The sequence below is a fragment of the Streptomyces sp. GL_148 genome (assembly GCF_057834205.1).
The window spans coordinates 1-18,245 of the sequence record NZ_JBYQMC010000005.1 but is presented as its reverse complement, the minus strand read 5'-3'; the positions used below and the strand labels follow the sequence as shown (position 1 = coordinate 18,245).

Here is an 18,245-nt window from a genome sequence, read left to right as displayed (position 1 = left end):
GAGGGTCAGGCCGCCTTACCGCGCCCCTTCGCCTTCGGCGGGGCGACCTTCGCCGCACGGTCCGCCTTCGTCTCCACCTGGTAGTCCGGGTACTCCTCGGCCACCAGGCGGGCCAGGTGCGTACGGCTGATCCCGTAGTCACGGGCCACCTTCGCCAGGTGCCCGTACCGCGTCGACTTCACGGCGTCCGCGACGGCCCGGGGGTAAAGGCCGGCGCGGACCCCTTCGTCCACGCGGGCCAGGGTCGCCAGAAGCGCGGTCAGGGTGCCGGTGTCGGCGTCCTCCAGGGAGGCCGGCAGACCCTTGACGGCGTCAGTCAGCAGCTGGGTGACCTGGTCCCCGGTGAGCGGTGCGGCGTTGGTGTCCATGCGCAGCAGGGTGACAGGTGCCCCAAGCGGGTGCAACTCACGTACACCACCGCTTGAACCCGTGTGCAGCGTCATCGTTCGAACCTCCCTGTGGCGGCCGCGCCCGTACGCGCCCTGTCTCCACAGATTGACACAGCTGCAACCTGCGCACAACTCATGTCGCACTCAGGTTGAACACGTGTGCAACTTCGTCTAGAGTGGACCACGTAAGGGCAACCGCCCGAACGCAAAGAAGCGGGCCCCCCGGTCTCGACAACTACGGGGCCCGCTTCACCACCAGCCCTAAGAACTGGAGCGCCCAGTGTTGCACAGCCCCTCTTTCCGCCGGATGCGCAAGACCGCCACGGCCCGCGCCCAGGCCGCCGGCCACGTCTCCACCGCCCGCGTCCTGGCCCTGCTCGGCCTCCCCGCCGACTTCGCCGAGCGCTACGCCGGCACCGTCACGAAGGCCGCCGCCGCCGCCGGGATAGCCCCCGACGCGGTGACCTTCGTCAAGCACAACGGCCGCGCCCGCGCCGCCCGCGTCTGGGACCTGGCCCGCACCGGCCTGGCCCTGCTCCTGGCCGCCGCGACCTACCGCCCGGCCGCCCCGAAGGTCTTGAAGAACGGCCAGCCCTCGAAGGCGAAGGCCGAGGTGGTCAAGGCCGAAAAGCTCGCCGCGTACGTCGCCGCGCTCGGCACCGTCGCCCTGGTGGGCGCGTGATGACTCTCGCCCCCGTCGCCCCCGCCCGCCTTCGGGCGGGGGCCCCCGCCCCGGCCTACGCCGGGCAGGCCACCACCGTGGTCCAGGTCCCCACCCCGATAGCGCTCCACCTGATGGCCAAAGAGCCGATGCCCCGTCACGTGCTCACCGCCGTACGGACGTCGCCCGGCTACAACGGCACCAGCTACGTGACCGCGACCCTGGCCGTGGCCGACTGGCTTTCGGGGTGGGCCGACGCCCTCACCCGGGAGTTCACCGAGCGCGGATACGACCAGGCCGCCGCCCACTACGGCTTCGACATATGGGCCCTGGACGTCCTGCGGCCCGAGGCGGCCGGCGCCGCCCGCGAACTGCGCGGCCCGGCGGTCCTTCCGTCCTGGCAGGACATCGACCCCGAGTGCACCTGTGCCGTGCGCTCCATCGGCCAGCCCACCGTCCGGCACTGGCCCGCATGTGACCTGGCGTACGGCCCGCACGACCACTGACACGTCCACATCGCGGGCGTCCCCTGCCAGTTGACGGGGACGCCCGCACAATCCCTGAGCGCGACACCATCCGAAAGGCCACCATGACCGACCAGAACGCCTTCCCGCCCGGCACCCCACCGCGCCGCCGAAGGCGCCCCGCTCGGTCTCCCGCCGGTACGTCATCGCGGGAGCGGCCGCGGTCTTCACCCTGGCCACCGGGGCCGTGGGCGGCTTCCTGGCGGGCTCCCAGAGCGAGGTCCCCCCGGCGGCCACCGCGACCGCCGGCGCCTCGGACGGGAGCGTGAAGCGGTACGTCCTCCCCTCGGACATCGTCGCCGGATCGGGGTCCGATAAGGAGGCCGAGGCAATCGCCTGGTGGAACAAGCTGGACCCGTCCCACCAGGACGAGATATGCGCCAACCATCGCGACGGTAAGACCGGCGAAGCCATGGGCAACGCGGTCAAAGAGCAAGGTGTCAACCGCGACAACACGTCCACGGCCATATCCGTGATCGCGGTGATCGTCGCGGCCTGCCCCGACATCGACTAGAACGCCCCACCCCGCGAAGGCCCGCACCATCCCGGTGCGGGCCTTCCCCGTACCGGCCCGCCACCGAGGCCGGCCCCGCTACCCTCCCCACCACCAACCCCCGGAAGGACCCGACACCGTGAGCACCCCGACCCCCGAGCAGCTGCGCGACCACGCGGCCGCCACCCGCACCGACGCCGACCACGCCCAGGTGGACCGCCTGCGCGCCGGGGACCGCACCGGCACCCGCCCCCTGGACGACGTCCTGGACGCCCTGACCCCGGACACCCTGCGGGCGACCATCGGCCGGGCCCTGGACGACTTCCTGGCCGAGGTCGACCCCGAGGACGTCGACACCGGAGACCTGGCCGAGCACATCGCCGGCGCCCTGGAGCGGGAGGCCCACCGTGCCTGACTCCCGCACCCCCGCCGAACGCGTCGCCGCCATCCACCGGTTCGGCGACCCGAGCACCCCCGCGCAGCACGCTGCGGCCGCCGCCCTGCTGGAGGACATGCTGGCCGCCGCCGAGCGGCACGGCTTCACCCTGGCCGACTTCGACGCCGTCCTGGACCTCCCCGGCGGGGCCCTGGACGTCGTCGTCTCCCGCGACGGGGCCAGGCGCCGCGCCGCGGAACGGGCCGCCGCCGAGCAGCACCACCGGCCGTGACCCCCGACACCGAACTGGTCATCTGGGGCCGGCGCCGAGCGGGCCGCCGCTGGTTCTGGGCCGCCCGCTGGGTCGACCAGGACGACGTCCCGCACGTCCTGTGCGGCCATGAGAACACCGAGCTGGCCGCCCTGGCATCCGGCCAGCGCGGCGCCCGAGAGATCACCGACGGGCGGCCCGCCACCCTGCTGCGCCGCCACGGCGTCGCCGCCGACGTCCTGGCCGCCTACAACGCCGAGCAGCGCGCAGCGCGGCCGCCGGCGGCCGGCCAGGCCGCGGCCGCCGTGGAGTACCTCTACGCGGTGGTGGACACCAGCTGGGACGACCACCGGGCCGAACCCTTCGTGGTCTCCCACACCATCGTCCGCAAGACCGAACGCCGCATCTACTTCGTGGCCCAGGCCGCCGGGACCAGCACCCGCACGGGCTTCGTGGACCGCCAGGTCCTGGAGGCCGCCGGGGAGGTCTACTACCGGGCCGGGCGCACCACCCTGTACGCCGTGCCGCCCACCCTCGGCGCCGCCGCGCCGGCCCCCGTCGACCTGGCCGCGCTCAAACAGCAGATGGCGGCCGCCCACCCCGACGTCGGCGGCACCGACGCCGAGTTCATCGCCGCCCGCACCGCCTACCAGAGCGCCCGCGCCCGCCAGTAGCCCGAGCGCGACGAAGGCCCGCACCAGCCCGGTGCGGGCCTTCCGCGTTCACCGCGCCCGGTACCGCGCCCAAGCCAGGTCCAGGGCCTCCAGTGCTTCGACGCACGCGCCCTGTCCCTCCAGGTGCTCCCGGTACCGCTCCAGGCTGTCCTCGGCCCTCGGCCAGGACGCGTCCGCCACCACATCGCGGGCCAGGTCCCCGACCACGCCCTGGTCGTCCTGCTGCTCCCGGAGCCACCCCCGGAAGGACAGGGAGGGCGCGGCCGTAGCGGCCGCCGTCACGTCGTTGCTCACCCCGGCATCCTCACCACCACCCAGGCCGCCACCACCACGCCGCGCCGTAGCAGTCGGCGCCCGGCCGGGAGGCGGGCCCGGTGGGATGATCAACACGGACCACGGCGTCCCGGGTCGCCTTCTTCACCCGATGGCCGGCACCCGGCAACCCGCCCGCCCGCCGGGGGGCTACAGCCGACCAGCGCCAGGTCCAGGCGCGGACCCGCCCCCCCGTTCCGCGCCACCCCTCCCGCGCCTGCGGCCGGCGCCTAGGTCTCAAAGGCCCACGGCGCGGGAGGCCCTCCACGCCTGCATTTCCTTGCACTTCTTTGCACCGGGCCGCTGGGGTAGGTCTCTCGGGTCGACCACCAACCCGAGAGGAACGACCCGGATGGAACTCCACCAGGACTATGCGGAGATGGACCCCGAGGACCAGGACCGAGCCCGCACCCTGGCCGCACGGGACGGGAGCACCCCCGAGGAGTGGACCGCCGCGGCGCAGGTCCCGCCGCCGCGCACGGAACCGGCACCACGGACACGGCCGGCCCCAATGCGGCGCCAGGCCGCCACCCCACGCGGCCCGGGGGGCCCGATGCACACGTACGTCATCGGCGTGGAGGGAAGCGGCCTGGTGAAGATCGGGCGCACCACCGCCGCCATGAAGGTGCGCCTGGCCAGCCTCCAGACCGGCCAGCCCTCCACCCTGCTGCCGCTGGTGTACGTGGAGGGCGACTACGAACACGCCCTTCACGTCCGCTTCAAGGCCCACCGGAAGCGCGGAGAGTGGTTCGACCTGACCCCCCTGGGCAACCCGGTCCAGGTCGCCCGGGCCGCCCTGGTGGACCTGGGCGCGGACATGACCGAGGTCCGAGGGAGCGACCCGACGCGCACGTGTCCGCCGGGGCGCTGCCGGTATCCGGACACGTGCGACGCGGAGAGCGTCACGCGTGTGGGCCTGTGCGTCCTCGGCGTCGCGCAGGCCAAGGGGGAAGTGTTCTTCGCCTGCACCGGGCACACGCGGTTCTGTACGTGCGAAGGGATGTGTCTCTGACCCGGCCCCCTGGCGCCTACTCGGCGGCGGGGTCCGTCTTCCAGGAGACGTACGCCGCGGCCGCCAGGCCGGCGGCGACCACCCCCAGGAACCACCCGCCGCCACCGACGGCCGCCACCGCGGCGCCGATCGCGCCCAGGGCGAACTTCCCGTGGGTGGGCATCCCCGGGCCCTCGGGTTCGTCGTCCACCTCGGGGGCCCGCAGCTTCTCCAGCTCGGCCACGATCTCCTCCACGCGCCCGGCGGCGTACCGGTACCCGTCACTGTCCGGGCGCTCCTGGAGGTTGGCCATCATCTTCGTGAACCGCTCCAGGTCGGCCTCCAGCACGGTGATGCGCTCCGCGACCAGCTGACCCTGGGGGTCGTCGTCCTTCGGCATGGTGGCCCCTCCCTCTCCTGTGCATGTCGTATCAACGGCCAGGCCGACACGGGTAGATGCGCGGGGTGAGCGATTGATCACAGGGCGTGCGGGGCCAGTTGTTCATCTGTCGGTCGTTAGAGCCTGATGAACAACCGGGGGTCAAGATGTCCGGTTCGCCAACGTTCGCACCCTCAGGGGGTGTTCAGAAAAGGTTCATCAATCCGCTAGTGTTCATCTAGGCCGCAACGGCGTTTGATGAACCAGGGGAGGGATTGCTGTGGCACTCGTAGGTCTGGTGCGGGTCAGCACCGACAGGCAGGAGACCCGCCGCCAACACGACGCGTTGGACGCGGTCGGGTGCGTGAAGGTCTTCGAGGAGAAGATCAGCGGGAAGCTGCGCACCGATGAACGCCCCGCGCTCACGGCCGCCATCGACTACATGCGCTCGGGCGACATGCTTACCGTCCAGGAAGCCGACCGCCTGGGCCGCAACCTGCTGGAGGGGCTGCTGACCCTGTCGGACCTGTTCGAGCAGGGCGTGGCCGTGAAGATCCTGGACGGCATCGCGAAGGGGGAGCACACCGAACGCTCCTTCCTGCTGGACCTGGCCCTGGCCCTCGCCGAGGACCGCCGCCGGGACATCGTGAAGAAGACGAACAACGGCCTGGACGCCGCCCGCCGCCGGGGCGTACAGCTCGGCCGGCGCCAGGTGATGACTGACGCGCTGGTAACCCAGGCCGTGGCGCTGCGGGACAAGGGGTACAGCCTGCGGCAGATTCAGCCCCACCTCTGGTACCGCCTCCAGGACGGGGAGCGCCGAAACCCCTCCACCGGCGCCATCTCCGAGGCGTTGAAGGCGTATGACGAAGCGCAGGGCGACGGTGCGACCCCGGCCCCCACGGAGAAGCCGCGGCGCGGCCGCCGGACGAAGGCCCGCCCCGCCGCGCCGGCCGCCGAGGTGGCCCTGGAGGAGACCGCCGGCCCCGATGGCAAGTGGCCCGGACAGTTGGCCGTACCGGTGGCCGCCGAGGTGGAGCAGGGGGGCGTAGCGTGATGTACCTGGACCCGGCACACGAGACCGCGACCAGCCTTCTGGCGTTCCGACACCACGTCACACCGTGGGGGCCGGGCGCGTCGGACGGCCTGCTGGCCCGCATCGCCCTGGCGTTCGTCCAGCACCAACGCCAGCCGGACCCGGCGGTGGCGGCCGCCCTAGCCGACGCCGAGCGACTCCTGGACCTGGGCGCCATCGTCACCACCGAGGACGCACACGCGGCGGCGAAGTGGGCCGCCCCCGGCAACCTGGCGGGACGTCGGCGGCCCGAGGACGCGGAACTCAGGGGCGCCGTGGAGCGCGTGGCGGCCGCCCTGGGCATCCCCGAGGCCGAGCTGTACGACGACACGGAACCGGCACCTACGGACGTCCCGTGTTCGTTCTGCGGCGCCGGGCGGTTCCAGGCGTGCCAGGTCATCAGCGGGGCCGGAACGGGCGACGTCGCCCCACCTCACCGCGCCCGTGTCCGGGCATTCGCCGAGCTGGAGCAACCGACCGCCTAGCCCGTCCGTGACTTTGCATCCTGGATACCAGTGCGATTAACGGCCTGGTGCGCCCCCGTGTCCGACCTGGACGCGGGGGCGTTCGCATCTCCCGTGGCGTGGCTTTCAGTGGCCTTTCGTGGCCTCGGGGGCGGCGTAGGCCCGGGCGTGGGTTTCGCCGGTGCGACGGCGGACGGCCTCCAGGGCGTCGGGGGTGACGCGGTACAGCGTGGCCAGCTTGTAGGACGGCGTGGAGACGTCCAGTCGGGGCGTGAAGCGCCCGGTGGTCTCCCACTGGCGGAAGTCGGCCAGGGTCCACTCCAGGCGTTCGGCGGCCGCGGCGGGGGACAGGCCGGTCTGGGCGCGCAGGTGGACCAACTGGAGGCCGCCGACGGCGGACAGGTCGCACAGCTCCAGTGCATCGCCGAGGCCGACGGCGCGGGCCAGGCGTCCGAGTTGGACGGCGCGGGGTTCGCGGGTGCCGGCCAGGATGGCGGCCACGGCGGTGGCGGTCATGCCGACGTCCACGGCCAGCTCCCTGGTCGACATGCGGCGGGAGGCGCGGGCGGCGCGCAGACGCTGGGGGGTGAACCCGGTGGGCGGTTCGGTCATGCTCCGGTCTCCTGGTGTCGTGCGAGTGCGGGACCGGCCTCCCACAGGCGCATACGGCGGCCGTGGGAGCGGGTGCGGCCGGCGTAGTGGTCGCCTACGGGCTGGAGTTCCTCGGCCCAGCGCAGCGTCGCGAAGACGCCGCCGACATGGTTGTGGTGGACGCCGTCGGGGAGGGGGACGGCGCGGCCCAGGTCCTCGGCGGTGAGGCGATGGCCGGCGGCGGCGTGCTTGCGGACCCAGGCCAGTGCGTCGGCGCGCCACCGGTCCCGTTCTTCGTGCTCGCTGCTGGCGGCCATGGGGGGAAGCCAGTCCGGGGGGTTGCCCTGGCGCCCGTCCGGCGGCGGCCCGGTCTGTTCATCCGACATGTCACCAGGTTGGGGCCTGTTACCGCCGGTTACGGGGAGGCGGGGCACGGTGTGGGCCCGTCCGGGTGGTGTGGAGGGCCCGGCGGTCAGGCCAGCCCTTCCGCCTCCATCTGCGCCTGGCGTTCCTGGACAAGCCGCCACAGGTCTGCGGCGTCCATCTGGGGCGGCATGGGGGCCTGGAGGACCAGGGCGGGAGTGTTCGGGGTCAGGGAGCGCAGCGCGCTGGCCAGCTGCTGGAGGACCCGGGGCTGGCGGTCGGCGGGCGGGACCTCCAGCAGGGCCTCGGCGGCCTGCCAGACAGCCAGGGCCAGGGCGCAGGCGGCGCCGGTCCGGGCGCGGAAGGTGTCGGCCTCCAGGGTGCGGGCGCGGTCGACGTCGTACGCGGCGGCGCGGGCCTGCCAGTTCCAGGTCCGGGACAGGCGCTGGCCGTGGTGGAGGGTGACGCCGAGGGCCGGCGCGGCGCGGTGGAAGCGGCGGTCCGCCAGGGTCAGCCACGTGGTGAACCGGGCGAAGTCCCTGTCAGGTTCACCGGGCTGCTGCTCCCACGGCGGGCATTCGTCGTCATCGGCGGGCCGGATGTGGTGCTGTGCCATGTCGGATTCCTACCCGTCGCAGCGTCGTTGGCGCTGCTCCTGTCGGCCGAGCAGGGTCATGAAGCCTTCGTCCAGGACGTCGGCCACGGTGCGGTCCTGGCGCTCGGCGGTGTCGTGGACGGCGCCGGACACCATGGCCACCAGGTTCATGACCAGCAGGTCCCGGGCCAGGACGGCGGTCATCTGGCCGCCGGACCGCAGGCGGCCCAGGGCGGCGTGGACGCCGTCGCGGAAGTCGTCACCGTCGCAGGCGTGCGCTCCGGTTGCCTCGGCACGGACCAGGGCCAGGGCCTCCAGCTCGGCACGGTCGAAGGGGTCCACGGCGGTTCTCCTCGGGGCTGGTCCACCGCGTCCCGGGAGTCCAGCACTCCCGGGACGCGGGGCGTCAGGCGGTCAGACCTGCGGGCGGCCGGGGCCGGTGTGGGCGGGGCGGAAGCCGTGCTGACGCTCGAACTCCTCCAGCCGGTACTCCTCCAGCTCCGGCGCGGCCTGCTCCACGCGGCGCGCCACGCGGTCGATGTACTTCTGGATCTCCCGGGCGGCGCGCCGGCGGATCTCGGCGGCCTGGGCGTCGGTGACGGTCGGGGGGCGATCGGTCATGGCCGTACCTCCTGGAGCGCGGCCAGCAGCGCGGCCGCCTGGTGCTCGGTCAGGACCGGGTTCGGCCCCGGGGTGGGACGGGGCCGAGGCGGCGCGGTCGGCACGGGGCGCCCGTCCGGCCCGAACTGCTGGCGGTACACCAGCTGTGCGGCGTCGTCCTGCTCCTGACGTGTCGCCAGCACCCGCCGGGGGCCGGCCATGCCTGGCGGTACCCGCTCCAACCTTCGTCCCATATCCCGATGATCGGCCCTCGGGGGGCCGGGTGCCCGTTGGCGTGGCCGGTCCTATATTCCGATTCGGACTCCCTCTTGAAAGAGGGTCGAAATTGGGTCCGCTCTTTATTCCGGAGCATGGGCCAGGTGAGGGATAAGGCACGCCGGAATTCACTCGGTCCAGTGAGGGTTACCGGCGGTAGCTTCCGCCCTGCTTACGGTGTGAAAGACCGGAGGACCGGGCGCGGCGGGCTCAAAGTGACGGCCCATGGAGCGGCCCGCCCTGTCCCCGGTCCGGGGCAAAAGGAAGCGCCGGTCCCGCCGCTGCTGAGAGCGGGACCGGCGCCAGGTGCCCCACGGAAAAGGGCGCTGCTGCTGCACGCCATCGTAGCGGGTGAAGGCTCGGGGTTCCTTCGCCCATGATGGCCGTTCGGCGTGCCGCGCCCAGAAAGGCATCGGCGTGGCCGAACCGAATTCACAGCAGCTTATCGGGCTAGCTGTGCGACATGAGAATACCGAACCCCGTTTTGATGTGGGCAAATCACTGGCGGGTGTCCGGTGACGAATTCTCGACACCCTGAGATTGCCCTGTGGTACGCGTCCCAGGGTTGGCATGTCCACCCCCTGGCGCCGGGGACGAAGTTCCCGCCGAAGAACTGCCCGCGCTGCACGAAGCCGAGCAGGGAGGCGCCGAACCCGCGGTATATCGAGCACCACGGCACGGCCGAGGACTGCCGATGCATCCAGGCCGGCAAGTGGTGCCACGGCGTACGGGCCGCCACCGCCGACCCGTCCCGCATCGAACAGTGGTGGCGCCAGGGCCCGGACTTCGGGGTGGCCATCGCCACCGGACTGTCGGGGCTGCTGGTCATCGACCTGGACGACCACGGCGACCCGCCGCCGTCCCGGGACCGGCTGCTCCCCGGCGTCGACCTCCCCGCGCCGGTGCAGCCGAGGCCGGACTGGACGGGAACGGCGTCCCTGCGGCTGCTGGCCGAGCTGCGCGGCCGCCCCGACCCGCTCACGGACCCGCCCACCCTGGTGGTCACGACTCCGTCCGGGAACGGGACACACGCCTGGTTCACGGTCCCCGACGCCATGGCGTGGAAACCTGCGGCGTCGAAACTGGGCTGGCAGGTCGACGTACGGGCCGCCTGGTCGTTTGCCGTGGCCCCCGGCGTCACCGTCAAGGGCGGTACGTACCGGGTGACTTCGGAGTGCATGGCACCGGCGCCGCTCCCCGCGTGGCTGGCCGCCGAGCTGGAGCGCACAGGGCACCGCCGCGCCGAGCACACCCGCCCACCCAGGCCCGAGGGATGGAGGCCGCCGGCGCCAACCGGCGGACGTCGCTACGTGGTCCGGGCGGCGACCTCGGAACTGGCGACGCTGGCCGCCGCCCCGAAGGGCACCCGCAACGATCAGGCGTACCGCAGTGCGTTTGCCATGGGTCAGCTGGTCGGGGCCGGGTTCCTGGACGAACAGGAGATCCGGGAGGGCCTGGTGGCCGCCGCCGACCACGCGGGCTTGGACGGCCGGGAGGCCGAAGCCGCCGTGGAGCGCGGCCTGGCCGACGGGGCCCGCAACCCCCGCCAGATCCGGAAGGGTGCCGCGTGAGCGACTTCGACCCCGCGCAGTTCGTCCAGGCCGCGGCCGCGCATGTCCCCGAGGGCCGGTTCGAAGACGACGACCAGGCGGACGCACACGACTGGTCCGAGGAGCCGCCCGAGGGGCTGGACGACTTCCCGCCTGACGACCCGGACGCGCTCCCGACCGTGGCCGCCACGGCCGGGCGGAAGGGACGGGGGAAGGCCGGCACCCGTGCGCCGGCGGCGGACCCGAAGGAGACCCAGGCGGACCGGCTGTACCGGATGGGCCGTGACGGCTTCCTGTTCCTGCGCAACAGCGGTCAGGTGTACGCCGTCCAGAAGGGCGGCGCCCCGATCGCCCGGCCCCTGCGGGCAAAGGGCGGCGGCGGCCAGACCGGGAGCCTTCGCCAGATGCTGGTCGCCCAGTACGTGAACGACGTCGCCGGGGTGCCGTCCACCACCGCGACGGCGTCCGCGATGGAGGCCCTGGACGCCTTCGCCATGCACGCGAACGAACGCCCTGTGTGGCTCCGTACGGCCCCCGACCCCGAGGACCGGACCGTGACGTGGCTGGACCTCGGGGAGGCCGGTGGAAGGTCCGCCAGGGTCTCCCCGGGCGGGTGGGAGCTGGCCGTCCCGGACCCGGCCACCGGCCCACTGTGGCGGCGCACCCGCCTGCTGGACCCGTTGGCCGTCCCCGTCGCCCCGGCCGGGGGGTGGAAGGCCGGCCTGGGCCTGCTGCGCGACCTGGTCCCCATGGATGACCGGTCCTGGCCGATGGCCGTTGCCCTGCTGCTGGCCGCGCTCCGGCCGCAGATGCCCCGGCCCATTGGCTACTTCACCGGGGAGCAGGGCACCGGGAAGACGACCGTGGCCCGCCAGCTGCTGCGCATCATCGACGGGCCGACCGCCGACGTGCGGGCCGTGCCGAAGACCGAGGAGGACCTGGCGGTGGTCATCGCCGCCGGGTGGATGGCCGCCCTGGACAACCTGTCCGGCATTCCGGGCTGGTTGTCGGACGCCCTGTGTCGCATCGTCACCGGCGACTCCTGCGCCCGGCGCGGTCTGTTCACCGACGACGACGTGGCCCTGTTGGTGTTCCAGCGGCCGCTCCTGCTGACCAGCATCGACTCGGGCGCGCTGCGCGGGGACCTGGCGGAGCGCATGGTCCCGCTCGGCCTGGTCGTCATCCCTCCGTCCCGCCGGCGGACCGAGGCCCGGTTGTGGCGGGAGTACCGGCGGGCGCTGCCCGAGGTCCTGGGCGGCCTGCTGGACCTGGCCGTCCTGGTGTGGGCGAAGCTCCCCGAGGCCGAGACCGGGCTGGCCGTGCGCCCGCGTATGGCGGACTGGGCCGAACTTCTGTGGGCGCTGGACCGGGTGACCGGGTGGCAGACCCTGGCCACGTACACCAACGCCCAGGACGACCTGGTGGACGACGTCCTGGACGGCGACACGGTGGCGAAGGCCTTGATGGAGTGGCTGGAGTCCTCCGGCGGTCCGGGGCCCGAGGGCTGGTCAGGGACGGCCGGGGACCTGTTGAAGCTGCTGCAACCCCTGTCGGACTTCGCGGACAAGGGCTGGCCGCGCACCGGGGCGGTCATGTCCGGGCGCCTGATCCGGGCGGCCCCGGCCCTGCGCCGGCGCGGCATCGAGGTGGCGAAGACCCGCACCGGGAAGGCCCGCGCCCTCACGGTCACCCGGGCGCCGGTGGCCGGACCCGGGCCGAGCGCGGACCAGCTCCCCGGCCTCGGCGACGGGAGGACGAGCGGCGGCCGGTGACGCACTCAGGGGGCCGGTGACGCACTCGGAGGGTGAGTGCGTCACCGGCCCGCACCCCCGGTGAGCAGCGCGGATGCGCTTAGCCGTACGGGTTGGTGACGACGATGACGCACTTTTCCGTACCCCCTTTTTTTGAGCCCTGGAGGACGGGATGGGTACCGAGATGAAGTGAAGAGATAGGGGGAAAGTGCGTCATCGTCGTCATTCGCACGGGCCTGGGGAGCGAAACCGCAGGTCAGAGCAAGTGACGACGTGTGACGCACTCACCCGCGGAGTGCGTCATGAGTGCGTCATCGGTCGTCACGGGTGCGTCACTCGGGGCGGGACTCCAGCAGCACGGTGGCCCGGCCGTCCAGCTCGGCGACGCCTTCCGCGCTGCTGTGCCGGGACAGGCGGACCCGCATGTCCGTGAGCGCGTCGGTGATCTTCACCGACTGGACTCCTTCGGCACAGTCGATGAACTGGCCCCAGGTGGCCACCGCGCCGTCCAGGTCGCCCTGGCGAAGGTGAACGTGGCCGAGGTCGCCCAGGACGATGGCGCGGGACCGCCGGCGGTCCAGGCCGTGGACGTCGAGCGCGTGCTGGAGGTGTTCGCGGGCGTCGTCCAGGTCGCCGAGGCGGGCCAGGATCATGCCGGAGTGATGCGCCCACCGGCCGGTGGAGAAGTGCGACGCCCAGGACTCCCCCGGCGCCTCGGCGGCCTGCTCGATGGCGCGCTGGGACCGGGCCAGGGCGCGGCGTGCCAGGCGCTGGTCCCCGTCCAGGGCGGCGGCGTCCGCCAGGGTCGTCTGGTAGTACGCAACGGCCTTCGGTTCGTCCAGGCGGTCCGCGTACTCCACACACCGCTCTGACAGGCGCAGGGCCACCGCCCGGCCACGCGGGCCGAGGTCGATAGCTTGCGTGGCCATCCCGCGCAGCGCGGTGGCGGCCAGCTCGGCGTCCCCGGATTCCTCGGCCAGGGCGAAGGCGTGCGCGTAATACCGCTGGGCCAGGCCCTGGTGGTGGTCGTCACCGCCTTCGTCCTGGGCCATCCACCCGCACAGGTGGACCAGCTGGGAGGCCGCGGCGAACAGGTCGCGGCCCACGGCTTCGGTGTACCGGCCTTCGAGCCACGGGCCCACCTGGGAGGTCAGGTACTGGACGGCCATCGGGCGGGCGTGCGCGCCGCCGTACTCGGCGGCGGCGTCGCCCAGGGCTCGGGTCATCTGCCGTACGGCGGCGACGTCGCCGGCGCCGACCCGGACCGCGCCGGCCGGGGCGGTGGTCACCCGGCGGGTGACGGCCTCGGCGTCGGGGAGGTTGAGCGCGGACAGAGCGAACGCGGCCGTGGCGGCCAGGATCGTGCGGCGTTCCACGTCACTCCTCCCCAGGGCTAGGACTCCTGCCACGGTATCGGCCGGGCCCGGCGGGGAGTTCACCGATTCGGGACGCTGCTCCTGGTCAAGGGCTAAGACCTGGACGACGTACGGAAGCCAGAACGCCGCCGAGGGCCTGCGCTCCCCGGCCAGCCACCGGCGGGCGTACTGCCGTTCCAGGCCGTCCGGTCCACGGCCGGCGGCCAGGGAGACCTCCCGGGCCAGCTTGGACGGACCCCACCCGCGTTCCCCGCACGCCGCCCGGATCCGGTCCGTAATCGTCGCCGCCTGCACGTCGCCCCCCTGACCTACACGGGCCTACCGAGACCTACAGGATGGCCCCTCCTGGTGGGCGGGCGCAGGCCCTTGACTGGTCATCACACCGAAGCGGTTCCGGCCCCTCCCCGGGGCGACCGCGGGGCCGCCGAGGTGTACCTGGCGCCCGTCTCGCCTGGGGGCGGCGGGCGCCGTCCAGCTCCATCCGAACCGACCGAAGGAGAACGCCATGAAGCTGCTCATCTCCAGCCGCTCCATCAAGGGGGCCGCGACCCGGACGCCCGACGGCGGCGGGACCGGCAAGGGCGACGGCAACGACTAACGGCCGCCGACCATGACCACCGCGATTGACGCGGCGGTCCGTAGCCTCGGCGGGGACTTCCTCGCCGGGGCTTTCGGCCGCTCCTTCCAGCACTGGTCACAGGCCGCCACCGGGTTGCGCGGCCTGTTCACGTGGGATGACCTGAACGACCTGGTGGCCCGCCACCGGCTGGACGCCCCGCGCCTGCGCCTGTTCCGTGACGGGGAGCAGGTCCCGCCGTACGAGTACCTGCACACGTCGGTCACGAAGCGGGCCGAGGTCCGCCACCGGGTCGAACCCTCGGGCCTGGCCGCGCAGATCACCGCCGGGGCCTCCCTGGTCCTGGACGCGGTGGACAAGCTCCACCCCGGCGTCCAGGCCCTGGCCGAGGCGCTGGAACGGCACTTCCGTACGGACGTCCAGGCCAACCTGTACGCCAGTTGGCACCCCACCGAGGCGTTCGGCGTCCACTGGGACGACCACGACGTGGTGGTGGTCCAGCTGGAGGGCGCGAAGCGCTGGCACCTGTACGGGGCGACCCGCACGGACCCGCTCCGGCTGGACGTCGAAGCGCCCGAGCAGCCGGACGGGCCGCCGGTGGCCGAGGTGGTGCTGGAGGCCGGGGACATGCTGTACCTGCCCCGGGGCTGGTGGCACGCCGTGGCCGCCACCCAGGGCCGGTCCCTTCACCTCACGTGCGGACTGGCCCCGGCCACCGGCCACCATCTCCTGGTGTGGCTGGCCGGCCAGCTGCTCCACTCCCCCACCGTGCGCGCCGGGGTGCCGACGGTGGCCGGCCCCGCCGCACGGGAGGCGTACGCCGAGCAGCTGCGGAAGGAGGTGTCCGAGGCGCTCCACCCCCACGTGGTCGCCGAGTTCGCGGCCTCCCTGGACGCCCGGGATCCCGGCCGTCCCGTGCCGTCCCTCCCGTACCTCGGGCCCGTTCCCGCCGACGGCGGCCTGGTCCTGGCGCTCACCACTGCCCGGGCCGCGCTGGAGGGTGCCGACGGTGCCGTGGTGCTGCGCGCCGCCGGGCACGAATGGGAGTTCCACCCTTCCGTCCGTCCCGCGCTGGAGGCCCTGGTGTCCGGGGCCCGCCTCACCCTGGCCGAGCTGGCCGCCCGGTCCGGGCTGGACGTCGAACAGGTCGCGGCACTGGCCACCGAGCTGGTATCCAGGGACGCCGCCTTCGTCGCTCACCCGAGGTAGGACCGCCCATGTTCGAGACCCCCGCCCCCGCGGTCGCCGAGCGGATGCTGGCCGCCCAGCAGCACGCCGCCGACCAGCTCGGCCTGGCCGTCGCCGGGACGGGGGTGTGGGGGTACCGGGGCCGGACCCTGTCGGCGGCCGCCGGCCCGCACTGGCTTCGCGTCGTCTGCGCCGAGGCCGGCACCGAGGGCGGGAAGCTGTGGGAAGGCCCGTACGCCTCCCGCGCCCTCCCGGCGGCGGTGCCGCGCCCCGAGCTGCTCCACGTCCGGGACTGGACCGAGGGCGGGTACGCGTTCCGGGCCGAGCTGTACGCCTTCGCCCCGGACCCGATGGTCTCCCCGCGCCCCGTCCTGGACGTGGACCCCGGGCTCCCCGGGGTCTGGTGGAAGACGATGGTGGATGCCCTCCAAGTCCTGGCCGACGTCCCCGCGCCGACCGATCGGGACGCGGTCCGGGAGGAGTACCTACGGCGCGTGGTCCCCGAGTTCACCGGCCACCGGGTCGACACGGTCACATGGGCAACGGCCCACGGTGACCTCCACTGGGCGAACATCACCCGCGGCCCCCACGTCCTGGACTGGGAAGGGTGGGGCCGCGCCCCGTACGGGTACGACGCCGCCACCCTGTACGTGTACGCGCTCCTGACCCCCGAGGCCGCCGCCCGCGTCCGGGTCGAGCTGGCCCCAGTCCTGGACCGGCCCGAGGCGCGCACCGGCCTGCTGACCGTGTGCGCGCAGGTCCTCCAGGCCCAGGACCGCATCGACTTCTACGCCGAGCTGGCCGGCCCCGTCCAGAGCTACCTGGACGCGCTGTAGACGTACGGCAACGGGCCCCCTCCCACGCTGCTGGGAGGGGGCCCGTTCGCGTCCGGGGCTACGCGCCGGCCTGCTCCTGGCCGTCGGCGGTCAGGTTCTTCCGCACCGTGGTGAGCGCGGCCAGGATCTCCCGCCGGGCGGCCATGGCCTTCGTCTGGTTGGTGGCCACCTGGGTGCAACGCGCCGGGAGGACCGCCGACTTCTTCGCCAGGCGCTTCGCGGCGGCCTCCAGCTCGGCCAGCAGGTCCTGGACCTGGTCGCCCAGTTCCTGCTCCTCGACCTCGGGGGCGCCGTCATCGACCTGCGGGGGGACGTACCCGAGGCGCTTCACGGTGGCCTCCAGGCCCTGCGCGGTCGGCTTCTTCCCCTCGGTCTTGACGGATGCCAGGACCTCCCGCGCCATCTCCGCGCCGCCCTCCAGCTCCAGGAGCGGGCCGAGGACCCGAGCGTGGGAGGGTAGTAGCGGAGTGTCCAAAATTTTGGACAGTCCGGCCGCTTCGATGGCGCGCAGGCGCTTCGCGTCGCCGATCAGTCCGTACACGTGGGAGCGGCCGATGTTGTGCCGGGCATCGGCGTACGCCTCCACGCTGGAGAACCCGGCCGTCTTGTAGAGATCCCGGCCCAGGACGATGTCCAGCGCGGTGCCGAGTTCGAGCGCCAGGCGGACCTTCGCGGCGCGGGCGCTGGACCCGTAGGTGGCCTTCGCCCGGTCCATGGCCGCTTCGACGGTGGCCAGCTGCTCCTCGGGCGTGCCGGTGACGGTGTCCGGGTCCAGGAGAACGGCGTGGAACGGGTCGGCGACCGTGGGCACGCGGGTGCCGGCGGCGGCCACCAGGGCGGCGGCGTACGCGCCTTCGGTTTCGTCATCGACCAGTTCGGCGTCGACCACTTCGACGTCGGCCTGGCCCGCGGCGCCCAGGCTGGTGCCGGCCGCCGCGGGGTCGTAGTCGTACCCCTCGGTATCGTCGTCCTGGTCCGCGGTGAGCATGGACGCTCGCTTCGTCGCCACGGGTCAGGCCGCCTTCGCGGGGAGGAGCAGCCGGGCGGCCTGGTCGAAGTCGCGCACGGGGTGCGCGGACGTCGCGTACAGGCGGGTGGGTTCGTTCGCGGTGGGGGCCTCACCGACACGGACGGACCGGCGGATGGGAGCCACCAGGGCGTCGGGGAACTCAGCGGCCATCACGGTGGCCATCTCCCGGGCCAGGATGGTCTTTTCCCACGCGGAGATGAGCACCCCGCGTACGGACAGCTTCGGATTCAGCCGGTCCTGGACATGACCCAGCGTGGCTTTCAGGTCCTTCACGCCCTTGGCGTCCAGGCCGCCGGCCAGGGTCGGGACCACGATGTCATCGGCGGCGGTCATGGCCGCGACGGTGAGCAGGCCGAGGGTGGGGCCGGCGTCGATCAGGACGACGTCGAAGCGGTCCTGGAGCTTTTCGATTTCGGCGCGCAGGCACGTCTCGGCGCCCACGGGGCGCTCCGCTTCGACCCGGCCGAGCTTCACGCCCGAGGGGACCACCCAGAGGTTCTTGAAGCGGGTGGGGTGCGCGGCCTCGGCCAGGGTGGCCTCGGCGAAGAACACGTCCGTCAGGTTCTTCCGGGTGTGCTGCGGCATGCCCTGGGGGTAGAGCGGGAGCAGCCACGCGGACAGGGCGGCCTTCTGCGGGTCGGCGTCGATGACCAGGACGCGGTAGCCCATGGCGACCCACGCGGCCGCCAGCTCCACCGTGCTGGTGGTCTTCGCGGCGCCGCCCTTCTGGTTCGCCAGGGCGATGACGCGGGGCGCCGCCGCCGGCCGGAAGGTGGCGGGGACCAGGACCTGGGGCTTCCAGTCCTGGAAGGCCACCGTGTCGTCCCACTCGGTGACGACGTCCAGGAACGCCAGGTCATCGGGGAGCGGGGGGAGCTGTACGGTCTGCGCTGTGGGATGCAT

At 73.2% G+C, this 18,245-nt stretch carries 25 protein-coding genes; 13 read left to right on the top strand and 12 right to left on the bottom strand.

The window, feature by feature from the left end; genetic code table 11:
* Positions 1-5: 5 nt before the first annotated feature.
* Positions 6-368 carry a hypothetical protein gene (locus AC3IYI_RS43540; RefSeq protein WP_489412537.1) on the bottom strand — a complete coding sequence of 121 codons (363 nt, stop codon included), beginning with the start codon at positions 366-368 and terminating at the stop codon, positions 6-8.
* Between the two features lie 328 nt (positions 369-696).
* Between AC3IYI_RS43540 and AC3IYI_RS43535 the strand changes: the two genes are divergently transcribed.
* The 6 genes from AC3IYI_RS43535 to AC3IYI_RS43510 all read left to right on the top strand — a co-directional run bounded on the left by AC3IYI_RS43535 (position 697) and on the right by AC3IYI_RS43510 (position 3,388).
* Complete coding sequence (locus AC3IYI_RS43535; RefSeq protein WP_489412536.1) at positions 697-1,071, top strand: hypothetical protein; 375 nt, start codon at positions 697-699, stop codon at positions 1,069-1,071.
* Positions 1,071-1,556, top strand: coding sequence for a hypothetical protein (locus AC3IYI_RS43530; protein ID WP_489412535.1), 486 nt, complete (start codon positions 1,071-1,073; stop codon positions 1,554-1,556). The genes AC3IYI_RS43535 and AC3IYI_RS43530 overlap by 1 nt, the downstream gene beginning before the upstream one ends.
* Positions 1,557-1,761: 205 nt before the next feature.
* Entirely contained in the window at positions 1,762-2,088 is a 327-nt protein-coding gene (locus tag AC3IYI_RS43525; RefSeq protein ID WP_489412534.1) for a hypothetical protein, read from the top strand.
* 118 nt (positions 2,089-2,206) lie between these two features.
* A complete protein-coding gene (locus tag AC3IYI_RS43520) occupies positions 2,207-2,482 on the top strand; it encodes a hypothetical protein (protein ID WP_489412533.1) in 276 nt (91 codons plus the stop codon).
* Complete coding sequence (locus AC3IYI_RS43515) at positions 2,475-2,735, top strand: hypothetical protein (protein WP_489412532.1); 261 nt, start codon at positions 2,475-2,477, stop codon at positions 2,733-2,735. Before AC3IYI_RS43520 ends, AC3IYI_RS43515 begins: the two co-directional genes overlap by 8 nt.
* Positions 2,732-3,388, top strand: coding sequence for a hypothetical protein (locus AC3IYI_RS43510; RefSeq protein WP_489412531.1), 657 nt, complete (start codon positions 2,732-2,734; stop codon positions 3,386-3,388). The genes AC3IYI_RS43515 and AC3IYI_RS43510 overlap by 4 nt, the downstream gene beginning before the upstream one ends.
* Positions 3,389-3,436: 48 nt before the next feature.
* On the opposite strand, the gene AC3IYI_RS43505 is transcribed toward AC3IYI_RS43510, so the two are convergent.
* On the bottom strand, positions 3,437-3,682 hold the full coding sequence (locus AC3IYI_RS43505; RefSeq protein WP_489412530.1) for a YozE family protein: 246 nt from the start codon (positions 3,680-3,682) through the stop codon (positions 3,437-3,439).
* Positions 3,683-4,052: 370 nt separating this feature from the next.
* On the opposite strand from AC3IYI_RS43505, the gene AC3IYI_RS43500 reads away from it, so the two are divergent.
* Positions 4,053-4,712, top strand: a complete 660-nt coding sequence (locus AC3IYI_RS43500; protein ID WP_489412529.1) for a GIY-YIG nuclease family protein — start codon at positions 4,053-4,055, stop codon at positions 4,710-4,712.
* 16 nt (positions 4,713-4,728) lie between these two features.
* Here AC3IYI_RS43500 and AC3IYI_RS43495 read toward each other — a convergent pair whose 3' ends face one another.
* On the bottom strand, positions 4,729-5,091 hold the full coding sequence (locus AC3IYI_RS43495) for a hypothetical protein (RefSeq protein WP_489412528.1): 363 nt from the start codon (positions 5,089-5,091) through the stop codon (positions 4,729-4,731).
* 259 nt (positions 5,092-5,350) lie between these two features.
* On the opposite strand from AC3IYI_RS43495, the gene AC3IYI_RS43490 reads away from it, so the two are divergent.
* Together AC3IYI_RS43490 and AC3IYI_RS43485 are read left to right on the top strand one after the other, a co-directional pair.
* Positions 5,351-6,127, top strand: coding sequence for a recombinase family protein (locus AC3IYI_RS43490; protein ID WP_489412527.1), 777 nt, complete (start codon positions 5,351-5,353; stop codon positions 6,125-6,127).
* Entirely contained in the window at positions 6,127-6,630 is a 504-nt protein-coding gene (locus AC3IYI_RS43485; RefSeq protein ID WP_489412539.1) for a zinc finger domain-containing protein, read from the top strand. Before AC3IYI_RS43490 ends, AC3IYI_RS43485 begins: the two co-directional genes overlap by 1 nt.
* 105 nt (positions 6,631-6,735) lie before the next feature.
* Here AC3IYI_RS43485 and AC3IYI_RS43480 read toward each other — a convergent pair whose 3' ends face one another.
* From AC3IYI_RS43480 to AC3IYI_RS43455, 6 genes are all read right to left on the bottom strand, one after another.
* Positions 6,736-7,221 (bottom strand): helix-turn-helix domain-containing protein, encoded by a 486-nt coding sequence (locus AC3IYI_RS43480; RefSeq protein WP_489412526.1) that lies wholly within the window; start codon positions 7,219-7,221, stop codon positions 6,736-6,738.
* Positions 7,218-7,586, bottom strand: coding sequence for a hypothetical protein (locus AC3IYI_RS43475; RefSeq protein ID WP_489412525.1), 369 nt, complete (start codon positions 7,584-7,586; stop codon positions 7,218-7,220). The genes AC3IYI_RS43480 and AC3IYI_RS43475 overlap by 4 nt, the downstream gene beginning before the upstream one ends.
* An 86-nt stretch (positions 7,587-7,672) precedes the next feature.
* A complete protein-coding gene (locus tag AC3IYI_RS43470; protein WP_489412524.1) occupies positions 7,673-8,179 on the bottom strand; it encodes a hypothetical protein in 507 nt (168 codons plus the stop codon).
* A 9-nt stretch (positions 8,180-8,188) separates the two neighbouring features.
* On the bottom strand, positions 8,189-8,500 hold the full coding sequence (locus AC3IYI_RS43465; RefSeq protein ID WP_489412523.1) for a hypothetical protein: 312 nt from the start codon (positions 8,498-8,500) through the stop codon (positions 8,189-8,191).
* A gap of 72 nt (positions 8,501-8,572) precedes the next feature.
* Positions 8,573-8,779 carry a hypothetical protein gene (locus tag AC3IYI_RS43460; protein WP_489412522.1) on the bottom strand — a complete coding sequence of 69 codons (207 nt, stop codon included), beginning with the start codon at positions 8,777-8,779 and terminating at the stop codon, positions 8,573-8,575.
* Positions 8,776-9,012 carry a hypothetical protein gene (locus tag AC3IYI_RS43455; protein WP_489412521.1) on the bottom strand — a complete coding sequence of 79 codons (237 nt, stop codon included), beginning with the start codon at positions 9,010-9,012 and terminating at the stop codon, positions 8,776-8,778. The genes AC3IYI_RS43460 and AC3IYI_RS43455 overlap by 4 nt, the downstream gene beginning before the upstream one ends.
* A gap of 537 nt (positions 9,013-9,549) precedes the next feature.
* Between AC3IYI_RS43455 and AC3IYI_RS43450 the strand changes: the two genes are divergently transcribed.
* Complete coding sequence (locus AC3IYI_RS43450) at positions 9,550-10,605, top strand: bifunctional DNA primase/polymerase (protein WP_489412520.1); 1,056 nt, start codon at positions 9,550-9,552, stop codon at positions 10,603-10,605.
* Positions 10,602-12,356 carry a hypothetical protein gene (locus tag AC3IYI_RS43445; protein WP_489412519.1) on the top strand — a complete coding sequence of 585 codons (1,755 nt, stop codon included), beginning with the start codon at positions 10,602-10,604 and terminating at the stop codon, positions 12,354-12,356. Before AC3IYI_RS43450 ends, AC3IYI_RS43445 begins: the two co-directional genes overlap by 4 nt.
* Positions 12,357-12,667: 311 nt before the next feature.
* Here the strand turns inward: AC3IYI_RS43445 and AC3IYI_RS43440 are convergent, their stop codons facing one another.
* The gene (locus tag AC3IYI_RS43440) at positions 12,668-14,005 is read right to left on the bottom strand and encodes an NsdA family TPR-like regulatory protein (RefSeq protein WP_489412518.1); all 1,338 of its coding nucleotides are present in this window, start codon (positions 14,003-14,005) and stop codon (positions 12,668-12,670) included.
* Between the two features lie 316 nt (positions 14,006-14,321).
* Between AC3IYI_RS43440 and AC3IYI_RS43435 the strand changes: the two genes are divergently transcribed.
* Positions 14,322-15,497: a cupin domain-containing protein gene (locus AC3IYI_RS43435; RefSeq protein ID WP_489412517.1), complete on the top strand. Its 1,176-nt coding sequence runs from the start codon at positions 14,322-14,324 to the stop codon at positions 15,495-15,497.
* An 8-nt stretch (positions 15,498-15,505) separates the two neighbouring features.
* Positions 15,506-16,312, top strand: a complete 807-nt coding sequence (locus AC3IYI_RS43430; protein WP_489412516.1) for a hypothetical protein — start codon at positions 15,506-15,508, stop codon at positions 16,310-16,312.
* Positions 16,313-16,370: 58 nt separating this feature from the next.
* Here AC3IYI_RS43430 and AC3IYI_RS43425 read toward each other — a convergent pair whose 3' ends face one another.
* Both AC3IYI_RS43425 and AC3IYI_RS43420 read right to left on the bottom strand, forming a co-directional pair.
* Positions 16,371-17,321, bottom strand: coding sequence for a hypothetical protein (locus tag AC3IYI_RS43425; protein WP_489412515.1), 951 nt, complete (start codon positions 17,319-17,321; stop codon positions 16,371-16,373).
* Positions 17,322-17,324: 3 nt separating this feature from the next.
* Positions 17,325-18,245, bottom strand: coding sequence for a ParA family protein (locus AC3IYI_RS43420; RefSeq protein WP_489412514.1), 921 nt, complete (start codon positions 18,243-18,245; stop codon positions 17,325-17,327).